General features: G+C 34.2%; 18 protein-coding genes. 16 read left to right on the top strand and 2 right to left on the bottom strand.

The annotated features are described in order from the left end of the window. Positions 1 to 17: 17 nt before the first annotated feature. The 15 genes from queA (at position 18) to NBE98_RS10410 (ending at position 14860) form a co-directional block, all read left to right on the top strand. Positions 18 to 1043, top strand: coding sequence for a tRNA preQ1(34) S-adenosylmethionine ribosyltransferase-isomerase QueA (gene queA / locus NBE98_RS10480; RefSeq protein WP_250814894.1), 1026 nt, complete (start codon positions 18 to 20; stop codon positions 1041 to 1043). A 25-nt stretch (positions 1044 to 1068) separates the two neighbouring features. Beyond that, on the top strand, positions 1069 to 2199 hold the full coding sequence (gene tgt / locus NBE98_RS10475; RefSeq protein WP_250814893.1) for a tRNA guanosine(34) transglycosylase Tgt: 1131 nt from the start codon (positions 1069 to 1071) through the stop codon (positions 2197 to 2199). A 90-nt stretch (positions 2200 to 2289) separates the two neighbouring features. Beyond that, on the top strand, positions 2290 to 2571 hold the full coding sequence (gene yajC / locus NBE98_RS10470; RefSeq protein ID WP_250814892.1) for a preprotein translocase subunit YajC: 282 nt from the start codon (positions 2290 to 2292) through the stop codon (positions 2569 to 2571). Between the two features lie 95 nt (positions 2572 to 2666). Beyond that, complete coding sequence (locus tag NBE98_RS10465; RefSeq protein ID WP_250814891.1) at positions 2667 to 3035, top strand: TIGR04086 family membrane protein; 369 nt, start codon at positions 2667 to 2669, stop codon at positions 3033 to 3035. 68 nt (positions 3036 to 3103) lie between these two features. Then, complete coding sequence (gene scfA / locus NBE98_RS10460) at positions 3104 to 3241, top strand: six-cysteine ranthipeptide SCIFF (RefSeq protein WP_250814890.1); 138 nt, start codon at positions 3104 to 3106, stop codon at positions 3239 to 3241. Positions 3242 to 3333: 92 nt separating this feature from the next. Then, complete coding sequence (gene scfB, locus NBE98_RS10455; protein WP_250814889.1) at positions 3334 to 4695, top strand: thioether cross-link-forming SCIFF peptide maturase; 1362 nt, start codon at positions 3334 to 3336, stop codon at positions 4693 to 4695. Between the two features lie 80 nt (positions 4696 to 4775). After that, a complete protein-coding gene (gene secD / locus NBE98_RS10450) occupies positions 4776 to 6032 on the top strand; it encodes a protein translocase subunit SecD (RefSeq protein WP_250814888.1) in 1257 nt (418 codons plus the stop codon). A 6-nt stretch (positions 6033 to 6038) separates the two neighbouring features. After that, positions 6039 to 6926 (top strand): protein translocase subunit SecF, encoded by an 888-nt coding sequence (secF, locus tag NBE98_RS10445; protein ID WP_250814887.1) that lies wholly within the window; start codon positions 6039 to 6041, stop codon positions 6924 to 6926. Positions 6927 to 7154: 228 nt separating this feature from the next. Further along, complete coding sequence (locus tag NBE98_RS10440; protein WP_250814886.1) at positions 7155 to 7673, top strand: adenine phosphoribosyltransferase; 519 nt, start codon at positions 7155 to 7157, stop codon at positions 7671 to 7673. Positions 7674 to 7797: 124 nt separating this feature from the next. Then, positions 7798 to 9981: a RelA/SpoT family protein gene (locus NBE98_RS10435; RefSeq protein WP_250814885.1), complete on the top strand. Its 2184-nt coding sequence runs from the start codon at positions 7798 to 7800 to the stop codon at positions 9979 to 9981. 100 nt (positions 9982 to 10081) lie between these two features. Continuing rightward, positions 10082 to 10531 carry a D-aminoacyl-tRNA deacylase gene (gene dtd, locus NBE98_RS10430; protein WP_250814884.1) on the top strand — a complete coding sequence of 150 codons (450 nt, stop codon included), beginning with the start codon at positions 10082 to 10084 and terminating at the stop codon, positions 10529 to 10531. A 110-nt stretch (positions 10532 to 10641) separates the two neighbouring features. After that, complete coding sequence (locus NBE98_RS10425; RefSeq protein WP_250814883.1) at positions 10642 to 11256, top strand: MBL fold metallo-hydrolase; 615 nt, start codon at positions 10642 to 10644, stop codon at positions 11254 to 11256. Between the two features lie 18 nt (positions 11257 to 11274). Then, a complete protein-coding gene (locus tag NBE98_RS10420; protein WP_250814882.1) occupies positions 11275 to 12699 on the top strand; it encodes a coproporphyrinogen III oxidase in 1425 nt (474 codons plus the stop codon). Positions 12700 to 12728: 29 nt separating this feature from the next. Further along, positions 12729 to 14519: an aspartate--tRNA ligase gene (gene aspS, locus NBE98_RS10415; protein WP_250814881.1), complete on the top strand. Its 1791-nt coding sequence runs from the start codon at positions 12729 to 12731 to the stop codon at positions 14517 to 14519. Between the two features lie 80 nt (positions 14520 to 14599). Then, complete coding sequence (locus tag NBE98_RS10410; protein WP_250814880.1) at positions 14600 to 14860, top strand: metal-sensitive transcriptional regulator; 261 nt, start codon at positions 14600 to 14602, stop codon at positions 14858 to 14860. A 6-nt stretch (positions 14861 to 14866) separates the two neighbouring features. Here the strand turns inward: NBE98_RS10410 and NBE98_RS10405 are convergent, their stop codons facing one another. Further along, positions 14867 to 15313: a threonine/serine exporter family protein gene (locus tag NBE98_RS10405; protein ID WP_250814879.1), complete on the bottom strand. Its 447-nt coding sequence runs from the start codon at positions 15311 to 15313 to the stop codon at positions 14867 to 14869. A gap of 1 nt (position 15314) precedes the next feature. Further along, positions 15315 to 16082: a threonine/serine exporter family protein gene (locus tag NBE98_RS10400; RefSeq protein WP_250814878.1), complete on the bottom strand. Its 768-nt coding sequence runs from the start codon at positions 16080 to 16082 to the stop codon at positions 15315 to 15317. Positions 16083 to 16294: 212 nt separating this feature from the next. Here NBE98_RS10400 and glyA point away from each other — a divergent pair, with 212 nt between their 5' ends. Further along, positions 16295 to 17527, top strand: coding sequence for a serine hydroxymethyltransferase (gene glyA, locus NBE98_RS10395; RefSeq protein WP_250814877.1), 1233 nt, complete (start codon positions 16295 to 16297; stop codon positions 17525 to 17527). The last annotated feature ends 9 nt before the right edge of the window (positions 17528 to 17536 follow it).

Here is a 17536-nt window from a genome sequence, read left to right as displayed (position 1 = left end):
AGAAGAAGGTGACATGATTGGAAGTAAAAGATTTTTATTTTGATTTGCCGGAGGAACTTATAGCTCAGCACCCTCTGGAAAAAAGAGATGAGTCCAGATTAATGATAGTAGATAAGAATTCCGGCAGCATAGAGCATAAGAAATTTAAGGATATTTTAGACTATTTAGAACCTGGAGACTGTCTTGTGCTAAACGATACAAGGGTTCTTCCTGCAAGGCTTATTGGAAGTAAGGAAAATTCAGGCGGAAAGATGGAATTCCTGCTTTTAAAAAGATTAGATAAAAAAAGATGGGAAACCTTAGTCAAGCCAGGTAAAAGAGCACAGCTGGGGGCTAAATTTGTCTTTGGAAATGGAGAACTAAAAGCAGAAGTGGTTGGTATGGCTGAAGAAGGGAGCCGAGTTGTGGAGTTCCACTATGAAGGCATATTTGAAGAGGTACTTGATAGACTTGGACAAATGCCTTTGCCACCATATATAAAAGAGACTTTAGAGGACAAGGAAAGATATCAGACTGTTTATTCTAAAGAAGTAGGTTCCGCTGCGGCTCCTACAGCAGGCCTCCATTTTACACAAGAACTTTTGGATATGATAAGAGAAAAGGGCGTAAAAACAGCTTTTGTAACACTTCATGTAGGACTTGGAACCTTCAGGCCTGTTAAAGCTGAGAAAATAGAACAGCATATAATGCATGCAGAGTATTATATAATGAATGAGGAAACTGCAAGGCTTATAAATTCTACAAAGGAAAAAGGAAAAAGAGTAATAGCTGTGGGTACAACCTCAAATAGAACGCTTGAAACTATTGCTGATGAAAATGGGAGAGTTAGAGAGCAATCCGGATGGACTGATATATTCATATATCCAGGTTATAAGTTTAAGATAGTTGATGCATTGATAACAAACTTCCATCTTCCAGAATCAACTCTTATTATGCTCGTAAGTGCTTTTGCAGGGCGTGATACAATTATGAAGGCTTATAAAACGGCTGTTGAGGATAAATATAGATTCTTTAGTTTTGGAGACGCTATGTTTTTAAAATAACCTAATACAAAAGGATGTGTGAGACTTGTATAAATTGCTAAAGAAAAGTGGAAAGGTTAGAAGAGGAGAATTTACAACCCCCCATGGTGTAATACAGACGCCGGTTTTTATGAATGTAGGTACTTTGGCAGCAATTAAGGGCGCCGTATCTTCTATGGATTTGAAGGAAATTAACTGCCAGGTTGAACTTTCTAATACATATCATTTGCATTTAAGACCAGGAGACAAGGTTGTAAGAGAACTAGGCGGTCTTCATAAATTTATGAACTGGGACAGACCGATACTTACAGACTCAGGAGGATTTCAGGTCTTTTCCTTATCAGGTATAAGAAAGATCAAAGAAGAAGGCGTTTATTTTAACTCTCACATAGATGGAAAGAAGATATTTATGGGTCCTGAGGAAAGTATGCAGATTCAAAGCAATTTGGCATCAACCATAGCTATGGCTTTTGACGAATGCATTCCTAACCCATCAGCAAGAGAGTATGTTGAGCAGTCTGTAGCTAGAACTACAAGATGGCTGGAGCGATGCAAGGCGGAAATGGATAGACTAAACACATTGTCTGATACCATAAACAAAAGGCAACTGCTTTTTGGAATTAATCAAGGCGGCGTTTATGAAGATATAAGAATTGAACATGCCAAGACCATAACAGAGATGAATTTGGATGGATACGCAATAGGCGGCTTGGCTGTTGGGGAAACTCATGAAGAAATGTATAGAATAATAGATGCAGTTGTTCCTCATCTTCCTCAGGATAAGCCTATATATTTAATGGGAGTAGGAACGCCCGAAAATATACTGGAGGCTGTTTCAAGAGGAGTAGACTTTTTCGACTGTGTTTTACCTGCTAGAAATGGAAGGCATGGACATGTATTTACTAAACATGGTAAGATAAATATAATGAATGCTAAGTTTGAATTGGATTCAGCTCCAATTGATGAGGGATGTCAGTGTCCGACTTGCAAGCATTATACTAGAGCTTATATTAGACACTTGTTTAAAGCAAAGGAAATGCTTGCAATGAGATTATGCGTACTTCACAATTTGTATTTCTATAACAAACTTATGGAAGACATAAGGAAGGCTATAGATGAAGACAGATTTGAGGATTTTAAATCAGAAAAACTAGCTGAATGGAGCAATAATAAATAACTATGCTATTAGTTAAAAATATAAATGTATAACTAGATATCTGGTTATATAATTGTATATATTTTATATTTAAAGAAAGGAGGAATTATAATGCAATACATATCAACTTTAGTACCATTTATATTAATGATTGGTCTTTTTTATCTTTTCATATTTCTTCCGGAAAATAAGAGAAAGAAGAAGTATAGTCAAATGATAAGCGGTTTAGAGGTTAACGATGAGGTTATGACCAGAGGTGGAATAATAGGAAAGCTTACAAATATTCAAGATAAGCATGTTATATTAGAAACCGGGCCTGACAAGATGAGAATCAAGCTTGACAAAAATGGTATATCTCATGTTTTAACCACAAAGTCTGAAGAAAATAAGTAAATAAGATAAAAACAATCATAAAACATCTCTTGTCTACATAAATAATAGTAGATAAGAGATGTTTTTTTACAATAATTTTATGGGGGTGCCAAAGTTTGGAGGGGTTTAAAAACAATTCCATGTACATCGGAAAAGGGGTCTTAAGAGGATGCGTGCTTACTGTAATCATTGCTTTTATATTAGCACTTATTCAGACTTTTAGCAGCATAGGAGAAAGTGCATTATCAGTATGTATTCTGATAACATCTATGATAAGTATAATGTATGCATCTATTTATGCAACTAAAAAGATAAATAACAAAGGATGGTTTATAGGACTTCTAGTAGCATTATTATATATGTTAATACTGTACATAACAGCAATAATTCTGGGCAAGGATGGCCTAGCGGTTAAGGATTTATGGAGAGTTCTATTGGCCTTAGTAACAGGCGCGCTGTCGGGCATGCTTGGAATAAATCTATAAAATACTTTATTTTGTCTCTAATATATGTTATAATTTGTTTGGAATGTTTTAGGAATGGAGGAACTAGAATGAAACATATTAGAACAATAAACAAGACAAATATTAAAGACAGCTTAAAGAAACCTGGCTGCAAGGAATGTGCTAACTCCTGCCAGTCAGCATGCAAAACTTCCTGCACAGTTGCAAACCTAGCTTGTGAAAATTAATATAAAGCTCAAGCAGTAACGTAAAGTTACTGCTTTAAATTTATAGAGGATTTTTTACTTATTCTTAACAATGATGGGGAGGAGAACTAAAATTGTCATTAATACATAAATTTAATCAAGGCGATGATCGTTATTTAATAGATGTGAACTCTGGAGTAGTACATGCTGTAGATGAACTGGTTTATGATTTGTTAGAGGAAAATAGTTTAATAACTAAAGAAAAAGCTTTAGAGATATATAAGAATAAATACAGCAAGGAAGAACTTCTAGAGGCTTACACTGAATTGGAAGAACTTATAGATGAGGGGCTTTTATATACTGAAGACCTATATGAAGATATAGCTATGAATGATAAATCAAAGTCATTTATAAAAGCACTATGCTTAAATGTAGCTCATGATTGTAATCTTAAGTGTAAATATTGCTTTGCAGATGAAGGGGAGTATAAAGGCTGCAGAAAGCTTTTAACACCTGAAGTTGGAAAGAAAGCAATAGATTTTGTAATAAAGAAATCTGGACCTAGAAAAAATATTGAGGTAGATTTATTTGGTGGCGAACCACTTATGAACTTTGAAACCATTAAGGAAATAGTTGATTATGCAAGAGAGCAGGAAAAGCTTCATAATAAGACTATTAGATTTACAATGACCACAAATGCTACTTTGCTTAATGATGAAATTATGGAATATATAGATAAACAGATGGGCAATATAGTTTTGAGTATTGATGGAAGAAAAGAAGTAAATGACAGCGTAAGAGTACGTGTTGATGGAAGCGGAAGCTATGAAAGAATTCTGCCTAAGATAAAAACAATGGTAGACAGAAGAGACAAATCCAAGCAGTATTATGTTAGAGGAACCTTTACAAGAGCAAATACTGATTTTTATGAAGATGTAAAACATTTAGCTGATTTAGGTTTTAAAGAAGTTTCCATTGAACCAGTTGTATTGCCGGATGAACATGAGCTTTCATTAAGAAGAGAAGATCTGCCTGTTATATTTGAACAATATGACAAGCTGTATGAAGACCTTCTTCAGAGACATAAGGAAGACAGAGATTTTAAATTTTATCACTTTAATATTGATTTGCAGGGCGGACCATGTGTTTATAAAAGGATATCCGGCTGTGGTGCAGGTCATGAATATGTAGCAGTTACTCCAGATGGAGATATTTATCCATGCCATCAATTTGTAGGCAACGAAGAGTTTAAAATGGGTGATGTGTTTAATGAGAATATAAATATGGAAATCTCTGATACATTTAAAAAAGCTCATATATATAACAAGCCTAAGTGCAGAGAATGCTGGGCAAGATTTTACTGCAGTGGTGGTTGTCAAGCCAACAACTTCAACTTTAACGGCGATATGAATATTCCATACGATTTGGGCTGCGAAATGCAGAAAAAAAGAATAGAATGTGCTATAGCTTTAAAATCCAAAGTTATGGAGGAATAGAAACATATTTACCTAAAGTTGACTAATATTTGTAAAAGTTATATAATTAACTCTATGAATTATAACGAAGGGGGATAACCATGAGAACAAAAGGTAAAAGTACGGCATTATTTTTAGTTAGTTTGCTTGTAATTGCCTTTCTGGCCTACAGCAGTATAAAAGGTTTAGTTATTGGCGATTATCAGATTAGACCATTTTCTGAAACTATTAAAAGAGGTTTGGATTTAAAAGGTGGTATTTCTGTAGTTATGGAAATACAACAAGATAAGATTAGTACAGAGGATAGAGAAAGAACAATAGAACTACTTTCCATGAGAGTAAACAAAATGGGCGTGGCTGAAACCACTATTACTCAGGAAGGTAACAAAAGAATAAGAATTGATATCCCAGATAAATTTGATACAAAGGAAGTACTTGATACAGTGGGTAAAACTGGTAACTTAAGATTTGTTGGACCAGATCAAACAGAGATACTTACTGGTAAAGACGTTAAGAATGCTTCAGCATATCTTGATCAGCAGGGAAGCCCTACAATAGGCTTGGAACTTAACGATGATGGAGCTAAAAAGTTTGCTGATGCAACTGAAAAGTATTTGAGACAACCAATATCCATATATATGGATGAGGACTTGATAAGCAGTCCTACAGTTCAAGCTATAATAACAGACGGAAAAGCAACTATTACAGGCAGCAAGGATTCTGCAGAGGCTAAGAGAACTGCTGGCATAATTAAATCAGGTGCACTTCCGGTTCCTGTGAAAACTGCTTCTGTTACAGTTGTAGGACCTACTTTGGGAGCAAATGCACTTCCACAAAGTATTAAAGCTGGAAAGATAGCTTTAGTATTAATATTTGCGTTTATGATTCTTTATTATAGAGTACCTGGTTTAATTGCATCTATTTCATTAGTACTTTATATGATACTTCTTTTAGGGATATACTCATCAATAGGAGCTACTTTAACCCTTTCTGGTATAGCTGGTTTCTTAATATCAGCTGGTATGGCTTTAGATGCTAATGTTCTTATATTCGAAAGAATGAAAGAAGAACTGAAGGCAGGAAAATCCATAAAATCAGTAGTTGATGCAGGTTTCCATAGAGCTATGACTTCAGTTTTAGACTCAAACATAACTACAGTAATTTCAGGAATAATACTTTACAGCCTTGGTTCTGGAACTGTAAAAGGTTTCGCGTTAACATTGGTAATCGGTGTAATTTTAAGTATGTTTACGGCTATAACCGTATCAAGATTCTTAATTAAACTAGCAGCTGGAATGGGCTTGTTAAATAAGAAGACAATTGGAACTTTTGGTGTAAGAGATGTTGTTAGGGGGTAAGGTATTATGTTAAAGATTATAGAAAAGACTAAACTTTGGTTTGCCATATCCGCTATAATTATTATTGTAGGTTTTGGAGCAATTGCAGTTAACGGACTGCAATTCGGTCTTGACTTTGTTGGTGGAACAATTGTAAGAGTTGATATGGGTAAAGATTTTAATAAAGAAGAAGCAGATGCAATAATATTGAAATATGCTCCTGACGCACAGACAAATATAGCTACAGCAGAAGGCAAAACTACTCCTCAGTTAGAAATAAAAAGCAAGGAAATAACTGGTGAATCAGTAGCTTCTATGTTTAAAGAACTTAAGGAGAAGTACAGTTTAAAGGATACTGACTTGGTATCTCAGGAAAATATAGGTGCTTCAATAGGATCTGAGCTTAAGCAGAAGGCTGTTATAGCATTGGTTATAGCAATTGTAGGAATGCTTATTTATGTGGGAATAAGATTTGAATTCAACTTTGGTATGGCTGCGCTTTTGTCACTAGTTCATGACGTTTTTGTAGTTTTAGGTTTTTATGCATTTTTTAAACTTCCGCTAAATTCAGCCTTTGTTGCTGCAATGCTTACAATAATAGGTTATTCTATAAACGATACAATTGTTGTTTTTGATAGAATAAGAGAAAATCAAAAGTTTATGAGAAGATCTGATCCTGCTGCACTTGCTAATGCAAGTATGACTCAAACTATGGCAAGATCTATAAATACAGGGATGGCCGTTATAATTACTCTTATTGCAGTGTATTATTATGTTCCAACGGTAAGAGAATTTACAATACCTTTGTTGGTTGGAGTAATATCTGGTACTTATTCATCAGTATTTATAGCCACTCCATTCTGGGTTATATTTAAGAATAGAGCTAAAAGAGTTAAAGCAAATAGTCTTGCTTAACTTTTAGATAAAACTTTGGGTAAAACCCAGAGTTTTATTTTTTTATTAAAATGTTATAAAATCTTGAATATTTAAGAACATTTAAGGTATAATGTAATAGTGTCACGATGTTTATTTGCAATTACAAGGTGCTTGAACACTTGATTTTTGGATTTGTTGTAAATGTATAATAGCATAGCTATAATTTTAAATGTTCGTAATAGTAAAAGTTCAAAGGGGGAACTAAAGTTGGATTTAAAAGAAAAAATTAGAGTTGTTGAAGGGTTTCCTAAGGAAGGTATAAGTTTTAAAGATGTAACTACACTACTTCAGGATAAAGAGGCATTTAAGTATACTGTTGATAGTATAGCTTCATATTTGAAGGATAAAAAAATAGATGTTGTTGTTGGTCCAGAAGCAAGAGGATTTATTTTTGGAACACCTGTTGCATATGCAATAGGTGCGGGCTTTGTACCTGTTAGAAAAAAAGGAAAGCTTCCTTTCGATACTATTGGTGTAAACTATGAATTAGAATATGGAAGCGATGATCTGGAAATACATAAGGATGCAATTATTCCTGGTCAAAGAATTGCAATTGTTGATGACTTGTTAGCTACAGGAGGAACAGTTGCATCGGTTGCCAAGCTTGTGGAACACGTTGGTGGAGAAGTTGTTTCACTTAATTTTGTTGTTGAGTTAACTGGACTTAATGGAATAGATAAGTTAGAAAGATACGATGTGATGTCATTAGTTAAGTATGAGTTCTAATTTAGGCTGCGCTATGATTTATATCAAATTTTAAATTGCAAAATTCTACACAATATTATATAATAGATATAAAAATAACGGCTGGTTTAATTAACCAGCCTTTGATTTTAGGAGAGTAGCGCAAATGCTTAGCAAATTAATGGAGAAAATAGATAAAAATTGTAATAATGTGAACAAAGAATTTATTACTAAAGCATATAACTTTGCATTTGATGCCCATAAAGAACAGAAAAGAGAATCGGGAGAGCCCTATATTACGCACCCTGTTGAGGTGGCGGGTATATTGGCTGAAATGGGATTAGATACAAATACTATTGCTGCAGGACTTCTCCATGATGTTATAGAAGATACTATTTATAACTATGAAGATGTAACTCGTGAATTCAATATAGAAGTTGCAGATTTAGTTAGCGGAGTAACTAAATTAGATAAGATAAAATTCAAGTCGAAAGAAGAACAGCAAGCCGATAATGTAAGAAAAATGCTGTTAGCTATGGCTAAGGATGTAAGGGTTATTCTAATTAAGCTCGCTGATAGGCTGCATAATATGAGAACGTTAAAATACAGACCTATTGAAAAGCAAAAACAGACTGCGAAAGAAACCTTTGATATATATGCCCCTTTGGCACATAGACTTGGTATATCTAAGATAAAGTGGGAGCTTGAAGATTTAGCTTTTAGATATACTAATCCTAATGAATACTATGATTTAGTTCAGAAGATTTCTGAGAAAAGAGTTGAGAGGGAAGCTTATATAGCCCAGATTACAGAAGAACTAAAAAGTAATTTGCTAAAGACAGGCATTGCTTCAGATATAGATGGAAGACCTAAGCACTTTTACAGCATATATAGAAAAATGATAAATAAGAATAAAACATTGGATCAAATTTTTGATTTAACAGCAGTACGTATTCTTGTGGGAAGTGTAAAAGACTGCTATGCATCATTAGGTATAGTTCATACTATGTATAAGCCAATACCAGGAAGATTTAAGGATTATATAGCAATGCCTAAGCCAAATATGTATCAGTCGTTGCATTCAACTGTAATAGGACCTCAAGGGAAACCTTTCGAGATTCAAATAAGAACTTTTGAAATGCACAAAACCGCCGAGTATGGTATTGCTGCTCACTGGAAATATAAAGAGGCATCAAATTCTCAAACGGGGAATTTAGATTCTAAGCTTACATGGCTGAGGGATATGCTGGAATGGCAGAGAGATACTTCAGATGCTGAAGAATTTATGGAAAGCTTTAAGATAGATTTGTTTTCTGATGAAATATTTGTTTTTACGCCTAAAGGAACTGTTATAAATCTTCCTAGCGAGGCTACTCCAATTGATTTCGCTTATAGAATTCATACTGATATCGGAAATAGATGCGTTGGTGCAAAAGTAAATGGAAGAATGGTTCCATTAGATTATAAGCTTAAAACTGGAGAAATAGTAGAAGTTTTAACTTCTACGATACCTAGAGGTCCAAGTATAGATTGGCTTAATATAACTAAGAGCAATCAGGCAAAAGCCAAAATTAGAGCATGGTTTAAAAAAGCTAAGAGAGAAGAGAATATAGTAAAAGGAAAAGAAATCTTAGAAAAGGAAACTAAGAGACAAGGGTATAACTTTGGTGAAATTGCAAAAGGCGAACCTATAGAGCAAATATTAAAGCGTTACAATATGAATGGTCTGGATGATATATTTGCTGCTGTAGCGGTTGGCGATATTATGGCATCAAGTATTGTTAGCAGGCTTAGAGAGGCCTTCGAAAAGGGAAATAAGCAAGATTCCAAGGCTGTCGAAGAGCAAATTAACAAAACCATCAGCAAAAATACTGATAATGTGAGCAAAGTTAAAAATCTAGGGCACAGCGTTGTTGTTAAAGGTATAACCAATATTCTTGTGAGGTTTGCTAAATGCTGCAATCCTGTTCCTGGTGATGAAATAATAGGTTACGTAACTAAGGGTAGAGGAGTATCCATACACAGAAAAGACTGTACAAATGCAGCTCTATTGCTTTCCGATACAAATCATAAGCTTGTTGAGGTTCAGTGGGGTTCAGCTAAGGGTGCAGATTATACTACTGAAATTCAGGTTAAGGCAGATGACAGAGAAGGACTTTTATCTGAAATTATGGAGCTTATAATAGAAACTAAGACCTATTTATGTGCTGTAAATGCTAAAGCGATAAAAAACAACATTGCAATCATAACTATTAAATTAAAGATATCAGACATAGAGCATTTAAAGGAACTTATGAAAAAGATTAAAAAGCTTGCAGGAGTTCTTGACATATATAGAACCAAATCGTAATTAAAATGTAAAAAGCTTAATTTTTATGGCATACTAAGCAATACTAGGCGTAAGGATTAATAATCCGTGCGTACTTTTTATCAATACAAGAGGGAATCAAATGAGAGCTGTAGTACAAAGAGTTATTTCTTCAAGTGTAACCGTTGATAATGAAGTGGTAGGGAAGATTGGAAAAGGAATTAATGTGCTACTTGGAATATCAAAGGAAGATACAATTGAAGATGTTAAATATTTGAGCGAAAAAATAGTAAACCTGAGAATCTTTGAAGATGAGGTGGGAAAGTTAAATAAATCTTTGCTTGAAGTAGGAGGGGAACTGCTTGTGGTTTCCCAATTTACTTTGTATGGAGATTGTAGAAAAGGCAGAAGACCTAATTTTATGGAAGCGCTATCAGGTGATGAAGCAGAACAGCTTTACGAAACTTTTGTCAGCGAATGCAAGCAGATTTTATATAAAGTTGAGACAGGGATTTTCGGAGCTGATATGAAAGTTTCAATAGAAAATGACGGCCCTGTTACTTTGATGCTAGAAAGTAAAAAGACGTTTTAAGGAATACAAGGAGTTTGAGGATTGATAATCTTTAACTATAAAAAAGAAATACAAGGAGCTTAAGGATTGCTAATCCTTAAGTGCAAAAAAGGAATACAAGGAGGAATACAATGCTTCTGAAAAGAATTCCTGCAGGAGTGTATGCTGCAAACTGCTATATATTGATGGATGAGGAAACTAAAGAATGTGCCGTTATAGATCCAGGCGGAGATGCAGAGGATTTAACTACTTATATAGATAGCATTGGAGCAAAGGTCAAGTACATATTATTAACCCACGGTCACTCTGACCACACTGGTGCAGTTGGGGCTTTAATGGAAAACTATAAGTTGCCGTCACACATAAGCAAAAGAGATGGAGAGTTTATTCTAAATGGTGAATTTATGTTTGGACCTTTAAGATATAAGGGGCAGTCAGTGACTTTAAACATGGATCTTCAGGAAGATAATATCTATAAGCTTGGAAATTTAGAAATTAAAGTTGTTGAAACACCGGGTCACAGCCCTGGTGGAGTTTGTTTTTTAGTTCAGGATAAACTTTTTACAGGTGATACCTTGTTTTTGAGATCAATTGGAAGAACCGACTTAAGCGGTGGAAACTTTGAAACCTTGATAAGCAGCATAAGAAACAAGCTTTTAGTGCTGGATGAAAGTATAACTGTATATCCAGGACATGGACCTCAGTCCAGTATAAAATATGAAAGGGATAACAATCCTTTCCTTTAAAAATTGAAGGAGCTGCTTATGATTAAAGTTTTTTTAAATAATTTATATTTCAGATATGACGTATATCAGATAATTAATTTGTTTTATGCTTTAGAAGACATAAAATTTGTCGAAGAAGATGAAGATGTTCGTATATTAGTAGAACAAGATGATATACTTATTAGTTTCAATGACGATCAGCTTAGTTATCTGTTTAATATTGAATTTAATAAAAAAGAAACTGTCAAACTTGCAGTTTTTAATTATTTGAAAAATAAGACGGGCAAGGACTTTCCTTGGGGAACATTAATTGGTATCAGACCTAGCAAAATTGCACTGTCACTTTTGAATAAAGGCAAAATGGAAGAAGATATAGTTGAGTATTACAAGGAGCACTTTAATGCAAGTTCTGAAAAAGCTCAGTTATGTATTGATGTTGCTAAGGTAGAAAATAAATTTATAAACAAAGACAAGAATACTGTTAGTGTCTATATTGGAATGCCGTTTTGTCCAACAAGATGCTCATATTGTTCTTTTGCAGCTAATCCAATTGCAGGCTTCAAATCATTAGTTGAGCCATACTTGGAGGCTCTAAAAAAAGAGATAGAAAGCACAAGCAGATACATAAATGAAAAAAAATTAAAAATTGAGTGTGTTTATTTTGGCGGAGGCACTCCAACCTCGGTAAATGATAATCAATTTGAAGATATTATGACATCTATATACTATAACTTAGTTGCGGATAAAGATGTAAAAGAATTTACTGTAGAATGTGGAAGGCCAGACAGCATAAGTTTTTTAAAGCTTCAAACTATGAAAAACTATAATGTTCATAGAATAAGCATAAACCCTCAAAGCATGAATGAAGAAACCCTAAGAAAAATAGGAAGGCGTCATAGCATTGAGGATGTTGTTGAAAAATATAATATGGCTAGAAGTATAGGCTTTGACAATATAAATATGGATGTAATTGTTGGCCTTGATGGAGAAAGCTTGGTTCAAATACAAAAAACCTGCAGTGAAATATTTAAGCTTGATCCAGACAGTATTACAGTGCATGGCTTATCTATAAAAAGAGCTTCGAAGCTTCATGAAAATATCATTAATGAGATGCCTTTGGAAGAACTGAGCCAATCAGAAATAAACAAGATGTATAATGAAACTTTTGACCTTGCTAAAAAATTAAATATGAAGCCTTACTATATGTACAGACAGAAAAACATGTTTGGAAACATGGAAAATGTAGGTTACTCTAAACCTACTAAACAAGGAATATACAATATTCAAATGATTGAAGAAAAGCAGACAATAATAGCCTGTGGTGCAGATGCAGTTTCTAAAGTAATTTTTCTTGACGAAAATCGAATAGAAAGATTTGCAAATGTTAAGGATGTAAAAGGATACATAAATAGAATTGATGAAATGATAAGCAAAAAAATACAGCTATTAAATAGCTTATATTAATATTTTTTATTGAATTGGGAGGAAGACAAATGGGAGAAGCCCTTTTAGGACAAAAAAGAACGATAATGTGCGGTGAACTCAGAGAGTCTCATATAGGCACAAATGTAACCGTCATGGGATGGGTACAAAGAAGAAGAAATCTTGGAGGCTTAATATTTGTTGACTTAAGAGATAGAAGCGGATTGCTTCAAGTTATGTTTGGAGAAGAAATAAATAAAGCAGCTTTTGAAAAAGCGGATTTACTAAGAACTGAATACTGTATATCTGTATCAGGTGAAATAGTTAGAAGAGAATCTCCAAATCCAAACATGCCAACAGGTATGGTTGAACTTAAGGGAAGCAGCATAAAAATTCTTTCAGAAGCTGAGACCCCACCAATATATATAAAGGAAGATTTGGATGCTTCAGAACATATAAGAATGAAGTATAGATATCTTGACCTTAGAAGACCAGATATGCAGAAGATATTTGTTATTAGATCAAAAGCAGCGAAGTCTGTTAGAGACTATTATGCGGACAATGGATTTTTAGAAGTTGAAACTCCAATGCTAACAAAGAGTACTCCAGAAGGTGCTAGAGACTACCTTGTTCCAAGTAGAAACTATCCTGGAATGTTTTATGCACTTCCGCAGTCACCACAATTATTTAAACAGCTGTTAATGGTTTCTGGCTTCGATAGATACTATCAAATAGTTAAGTGTTTTAGAGATGAAGATTTAAGGGCTAACAGACAGCCAGAATTTACTCAAATTGATATAGAAATGAGCTTTGTTGAGCAGGACGATGTTATTGCTATGAACGAAGGCTTAGTAAAGAAAGTATTTATGGATGTTTTAGGAGTAGAAATTGAAACACCATTTAGAAGAATGCCATACAAGGAAGCAATGGAGAAGTATGGTTCAGATAAACCTGATTTAAGATTTGGCATGGAAATAACTAATATAAGCGATGCAGTTAAAAACAGCGATTTTAAAGTATTTAGAGATGCTTTAGATAATGGCGGAAGTGTAAGAGCTATAAGAGTTGATAATTGTGCAGGCATGGGAAGAAAAGACTTAGACAGACTTGGAGAGTTTGTAAAGACTTATAAAGCTAAGGGACTTGCATGGGTTGCCTATAAGGAGGAAGAAATAAAATCTCCAATAGCTAAATTCCTTAAGGAAGAGGAAATGAAGGCAATTTTAGATACTATGAATGCAAAGGCTGGAGATTTGATTTTAATACTTTCTGACAGCGATAAGGTTGTGCTTCAGGCTTTAGGTGCCCTGAGACTTGAACTGGCTAAGAAGCTTGAAATATTAAAGGACAATAACGAGTTTAACTTCCTTTGGATTACTGAATTCCCTCTTGTTTCATACAATGAAGAGGAAGGAAGATATCAAGCTGAGCATCACCCATTTACGGCACCTCTGGATGAGGATATTGAATACTTAGATACTAATCCTATAAAGGTAAGAGCTAAGGCTTATGATATGGTGTTAAATGGTGAAGAACTTGGTGGGGGAAGTATAAGAATACATGATTCAAAGCTTCAGGAAAAGATGTTTAACGTTCTTGGGTTTACAAAGGAAAAAGCATGGGAGAGATTTGGTTTCCTACTAGAGGCATTTAAATATGGACCACCTCCACATGGTGGATTGGCATTTGGTTTTGACAGACTTATAATGTTCTTAAGTGGAACAGATAACATTAAAGATGTTATTGCCTTCCCTAAAAACCAAAATGCATTTGATCCAATGACAGAGGCTCCAAATGTAGTAGATGAGGTTCAGCTTAAGGAGTTAGGGTTATCTATAAATCAAGATGGAAACATTGAATAGACATATATCATTATCTGTGCTCACTAATGAGCACAGATAGACTTTTAAAAAAAGCTTAAAAGCTTTGGGAGTGAATTTAGATGGATGTTAAAAAGGATCTTCAAAACAGATTGAGAAGGATAGAAGGTCAGGTAAAGGGCATTGAAAAGATGATAGAGGCTGATGTAAATTGTAAGGATGTGCTGATACAAATAGCAGCTATAAGATCAGCAATAAATAAAGTAGGAGGCATAGTTCTTGAAAATTATGCCAAGGACTGCATAGACTCAACGGAAGGAAACTGTTTTCCAAAAGACAAAATTGATAATATGATGGAAGCTCTCTTAATGTTTATGAAATAAAAACTTCTAGTGAATTCTAGAAGTTTTTTTTCTTTCTATTATTAAAATTACCTTTGTTACTGAAGAGGCAAGCAATATGCCCACTGCAATAGCACCTGCATTGGAAAGAGTATCAAGACCTGTACTTAGAAATTTATTTATGTTGCCCTGAACTGACTCAAGCATTGTATAATACATGCCGCCGCCAGGAACAAGAGGAATTATAGAACAAATTGAAAAAGTTGTAACCGGACTTTTAAGTATCCTAGCTAAAGCTTCTGAATATAGCCCTGCTGCTAGTGAAGCAACAAATAGTCCTAACAGATTAGAAGCACTAAGATTCAGAATAAGCAAATATACATACCAAGTTAAAAAACCTCCTATGGAAGCAAATACAAGATTTTTTCCTTTGATATTAAAAAGAACTCCAAAACCTAGACTAGCTAAAAGTGCATATAAAGATTTCAAAATCATTTTACATACCTCCAAAAAAATTAAACCATAGCTTTAATGTAACACCGGAGCCCACAGCTATGGCCACAGCAACTAAAAAGGCCTCAAGTGCTCTGGATATTCCTGCAACTAAGTCTCCTGCAATAGTATCTCTAATGGCATTTGTTATAGCAAGACCTGGAACAAGGAGCATAATGGAGCCGATTATGATTTTATCCATATTAAAAGCTAATTGAAAGTTTACTGCTATAAGAGCAAGTAATGCGGCTATTGCTCCACCCAATACATTGATAAAGAATTCATTTATCTCAATTTCACTTAAAAATATAGAAATTGATTTAATTATAATTCCTATAAAAAAGGATATTATAAAATCATATATATTTCCACCAAATAAAAGTGTAAAAAATGAAGCTGCTACAGCTGAGAAAAACAAAGTTATTTTCATGTTATATCGTGGCTCTTTGGATATTTTCTCAAGTTCGTCCTTAACATACTCAACTGTGAGTTTTTTTGCTCTTATATTCCTAGACAAATCATTTACCTTTGATATCTTTTCTAAGTCTACTGTTCGTATCTTTATTCTTTTTACGAGAGATATTATCTGACCATTTATATCAGAGGCTGATATAATAATTCCTGTCGGAGTAACAAAGCTTTCAGCATGGGTAAGACCATAGGCATTGCAGATACGTATAATTGTTTCTTCTACTCTATAGGTCTCTCCGCCGCTTTCTAATATTATTTTACCTGCATCGGCAGCAAGATGGATAATGCTGTTAATATTCAAGATATCACCTTCAATCTAAATATTGTATATAGCCTTTTATAACTTTTATATAACTTCAACAGTAATAATTAGTTATTATATCATAAATTTCTCTTAATTATAAATATCTTAATATTGTATAAATGATTAATTTTAGGTTTAATTTATTGAATATTGTGGTAAGTAGGGTTATAATCATATACAATGGATAATATTTCGCAAGGAGTGATAATATGGACTTTAACAATATGAAAAAGCAGGATGTTGAAATTTATAGTATTTTACAGAGAGAGATAAAAAGGCAGGAGGACAATATTGAACTTATAGCTTCAGAAAACTTTACAAGCAAATCTGTAATGGAAGCCATGGGATCACAGCTTACAAACAAATATGCTGAAGGTTACCCGGGAAAGAGATATTACGGAGGCTGTGAGGTTGTCGATGAGATTGAAAATCTAGCAAGAGAAAGAGCAAAACAGCTATTTAATGCTGAGCATGCCAATGTACAGCCTCATGCTGGTTCTCAAGCAAACATGGCGGTTTACTTTGCATTCTTAAAGCCTGGAGATACTGTTTTAGGGATGAATTTAAGTCATGGAGGACATTTAACTCATGGGAGCCCAGTTAATTTTTCAGGAAAACTATTCAAATTTATTTCTTATGGAGTTAATAAGGAAACTGAACAAATAGATTATGAAGAAGTTAGAAGACTTGCTTTAGAACATAGACCCAAGATGCTGGTAGCAGGAGCAAGTGCGTACCCTAGAATAATAGATTTTAAGAAGCTTAGAGATATTTGTGACGAAGTTGAGGCACTTTTTATGGTGGATATGGCTCACATTGCTGGACTAGTTGCTGCGGGGGCGCATCCTTCACCAGTACCTTATGCTGATTTTGTTACTACTACAACACATAAAACTCTTAGAGGACCTAGGGGAGGTGCTATCCTATGCAAGGAAAAGTATGCAAAGGATATTGATAAATCTATTTTCCCGGGCATGCAGGGAGGACCTCTAATGCATGTTATAGCTGCTAAAGCCATATGTTTTGAAGAAGCTTTAAGACCAGAATTTAAGGCTTATATTAATCAAGTAATAATTAATGCTAAGGTTTTGGGAGAAGAGTTAACTAAATATGGTTTTAGAATGGTGTCTGGTGGCACAGATAATCATTTGCTGCTGGTTGATTTGACCAATAAAGGCATTACAGGCAAGGATGCAGAAAAGTTGCTAGACGATGCTAAAATTACTGTGAATAAAAACACTATACCTTTTGAGACTCTTAGCCCATTTGTGACAAGTGGTATAAGAATTGGAACTGGAGCTGTTACAACAAGAGGCTTTAGGGAACAGGAAATGAAAGAGGTTGCTTATTTAATGAATCATGTAATTGAAAATAGAGGTCAAGATGTTGAAAAGGTTAGGGAACAAGTAAAGAACATATGTAGTAAATATCCAATTTATTAATTAGTATAT

The organism is Clostridium swellfunianum (genome assembly GCF_023656515.1).
In the GTDB taxonomy this organism is placed as follows: Bacteria; Bacillota; Clostridia; order Clostridiales; family Clostridiaceae; genus Clostridium_AT; species Clostridium_AT swellfunianum.
Note: the sequence above shows the minus strand (reverse complement) of the source record. Positions and strands in the feature narration are given on the sequence as shown.

Coding starts and splice junctions, on each gene's coding strand:
- NBE98_RS10435 (WP_250814885.1), top strand. CDS start 7,798: ATGCTTAGCAAATTAATGGAGAAAATAGATAAAAATTGTAATAATGTG.
- secF (WP_250814887.1), top strand. CDS start 6,039: ATGTTAAAGATTATAGAAAAGACTAAACTTTGGTTTGCCATATCCGCT.
- glyA (WP_250814877.1), top strand. CDS start 16,295: ATGGACTTTAACAATATGAAAAAGCAGGATGTTGAAATTTATAGTATT.
- NBE98_RS10410 (WP_250814880.1), top strand. CDS start 14,600: ATGGATGTTAAAAAGGATCTTCAAAACAGATTGAGAAGGATAGAAGGT.
- NBE98_RS10425 (WP_250814883.1), top strand. CDS start 10,642: ATGCTTCTGAAAAGAATTCCTGCAGGAGTGTATGCTGCAAACTGCTAT.
- scfA (WP_250814890.1), top strand. CDS start 3,104: ATGAAACATATTAGAACAATAAACAAGACAAATATTAAAGACAGCTTA.
- dtd (WP_250814884.1), top strand. CDS start 10,082: ATGAGAGCTGTAGTACAAAGAGTTATTTCTTCAAGTGTAACCGTTGAT.
- yajC (WP_250814892.1), top strand. CDS start 2,290: ATGCAATACATATCAACTTTAGTACCATTTATATTAATGATTGGTCTT.
- NBE98_RS10420 (WP_250814882.1), top strand. CDS start 11,275: ATGATTAAAGTTTTTTTAAATAATTTATATTTCAGATATGACGTATAT.
- aspS (WP_250814881.1), top strand. CDS start 12,729: ATGGGAGAAGCCCTTTTAGGACAAAAAAGAACGATAATGTGCGGTGAA.
- NBE98_RS10405 (WP_250814879.1), bottom strand. CDS start 15,313: ATGATTTTGAAATCTTTATATGCACTTTTAGCTAGTCTAGGTTTTGGA.
- secD (WP_250814888.1), top strand. CDS start 4,776: ATGAGAACAAAAGGTAAAAGTACGGCATTATTTTTAGTTAGTTTGCTT.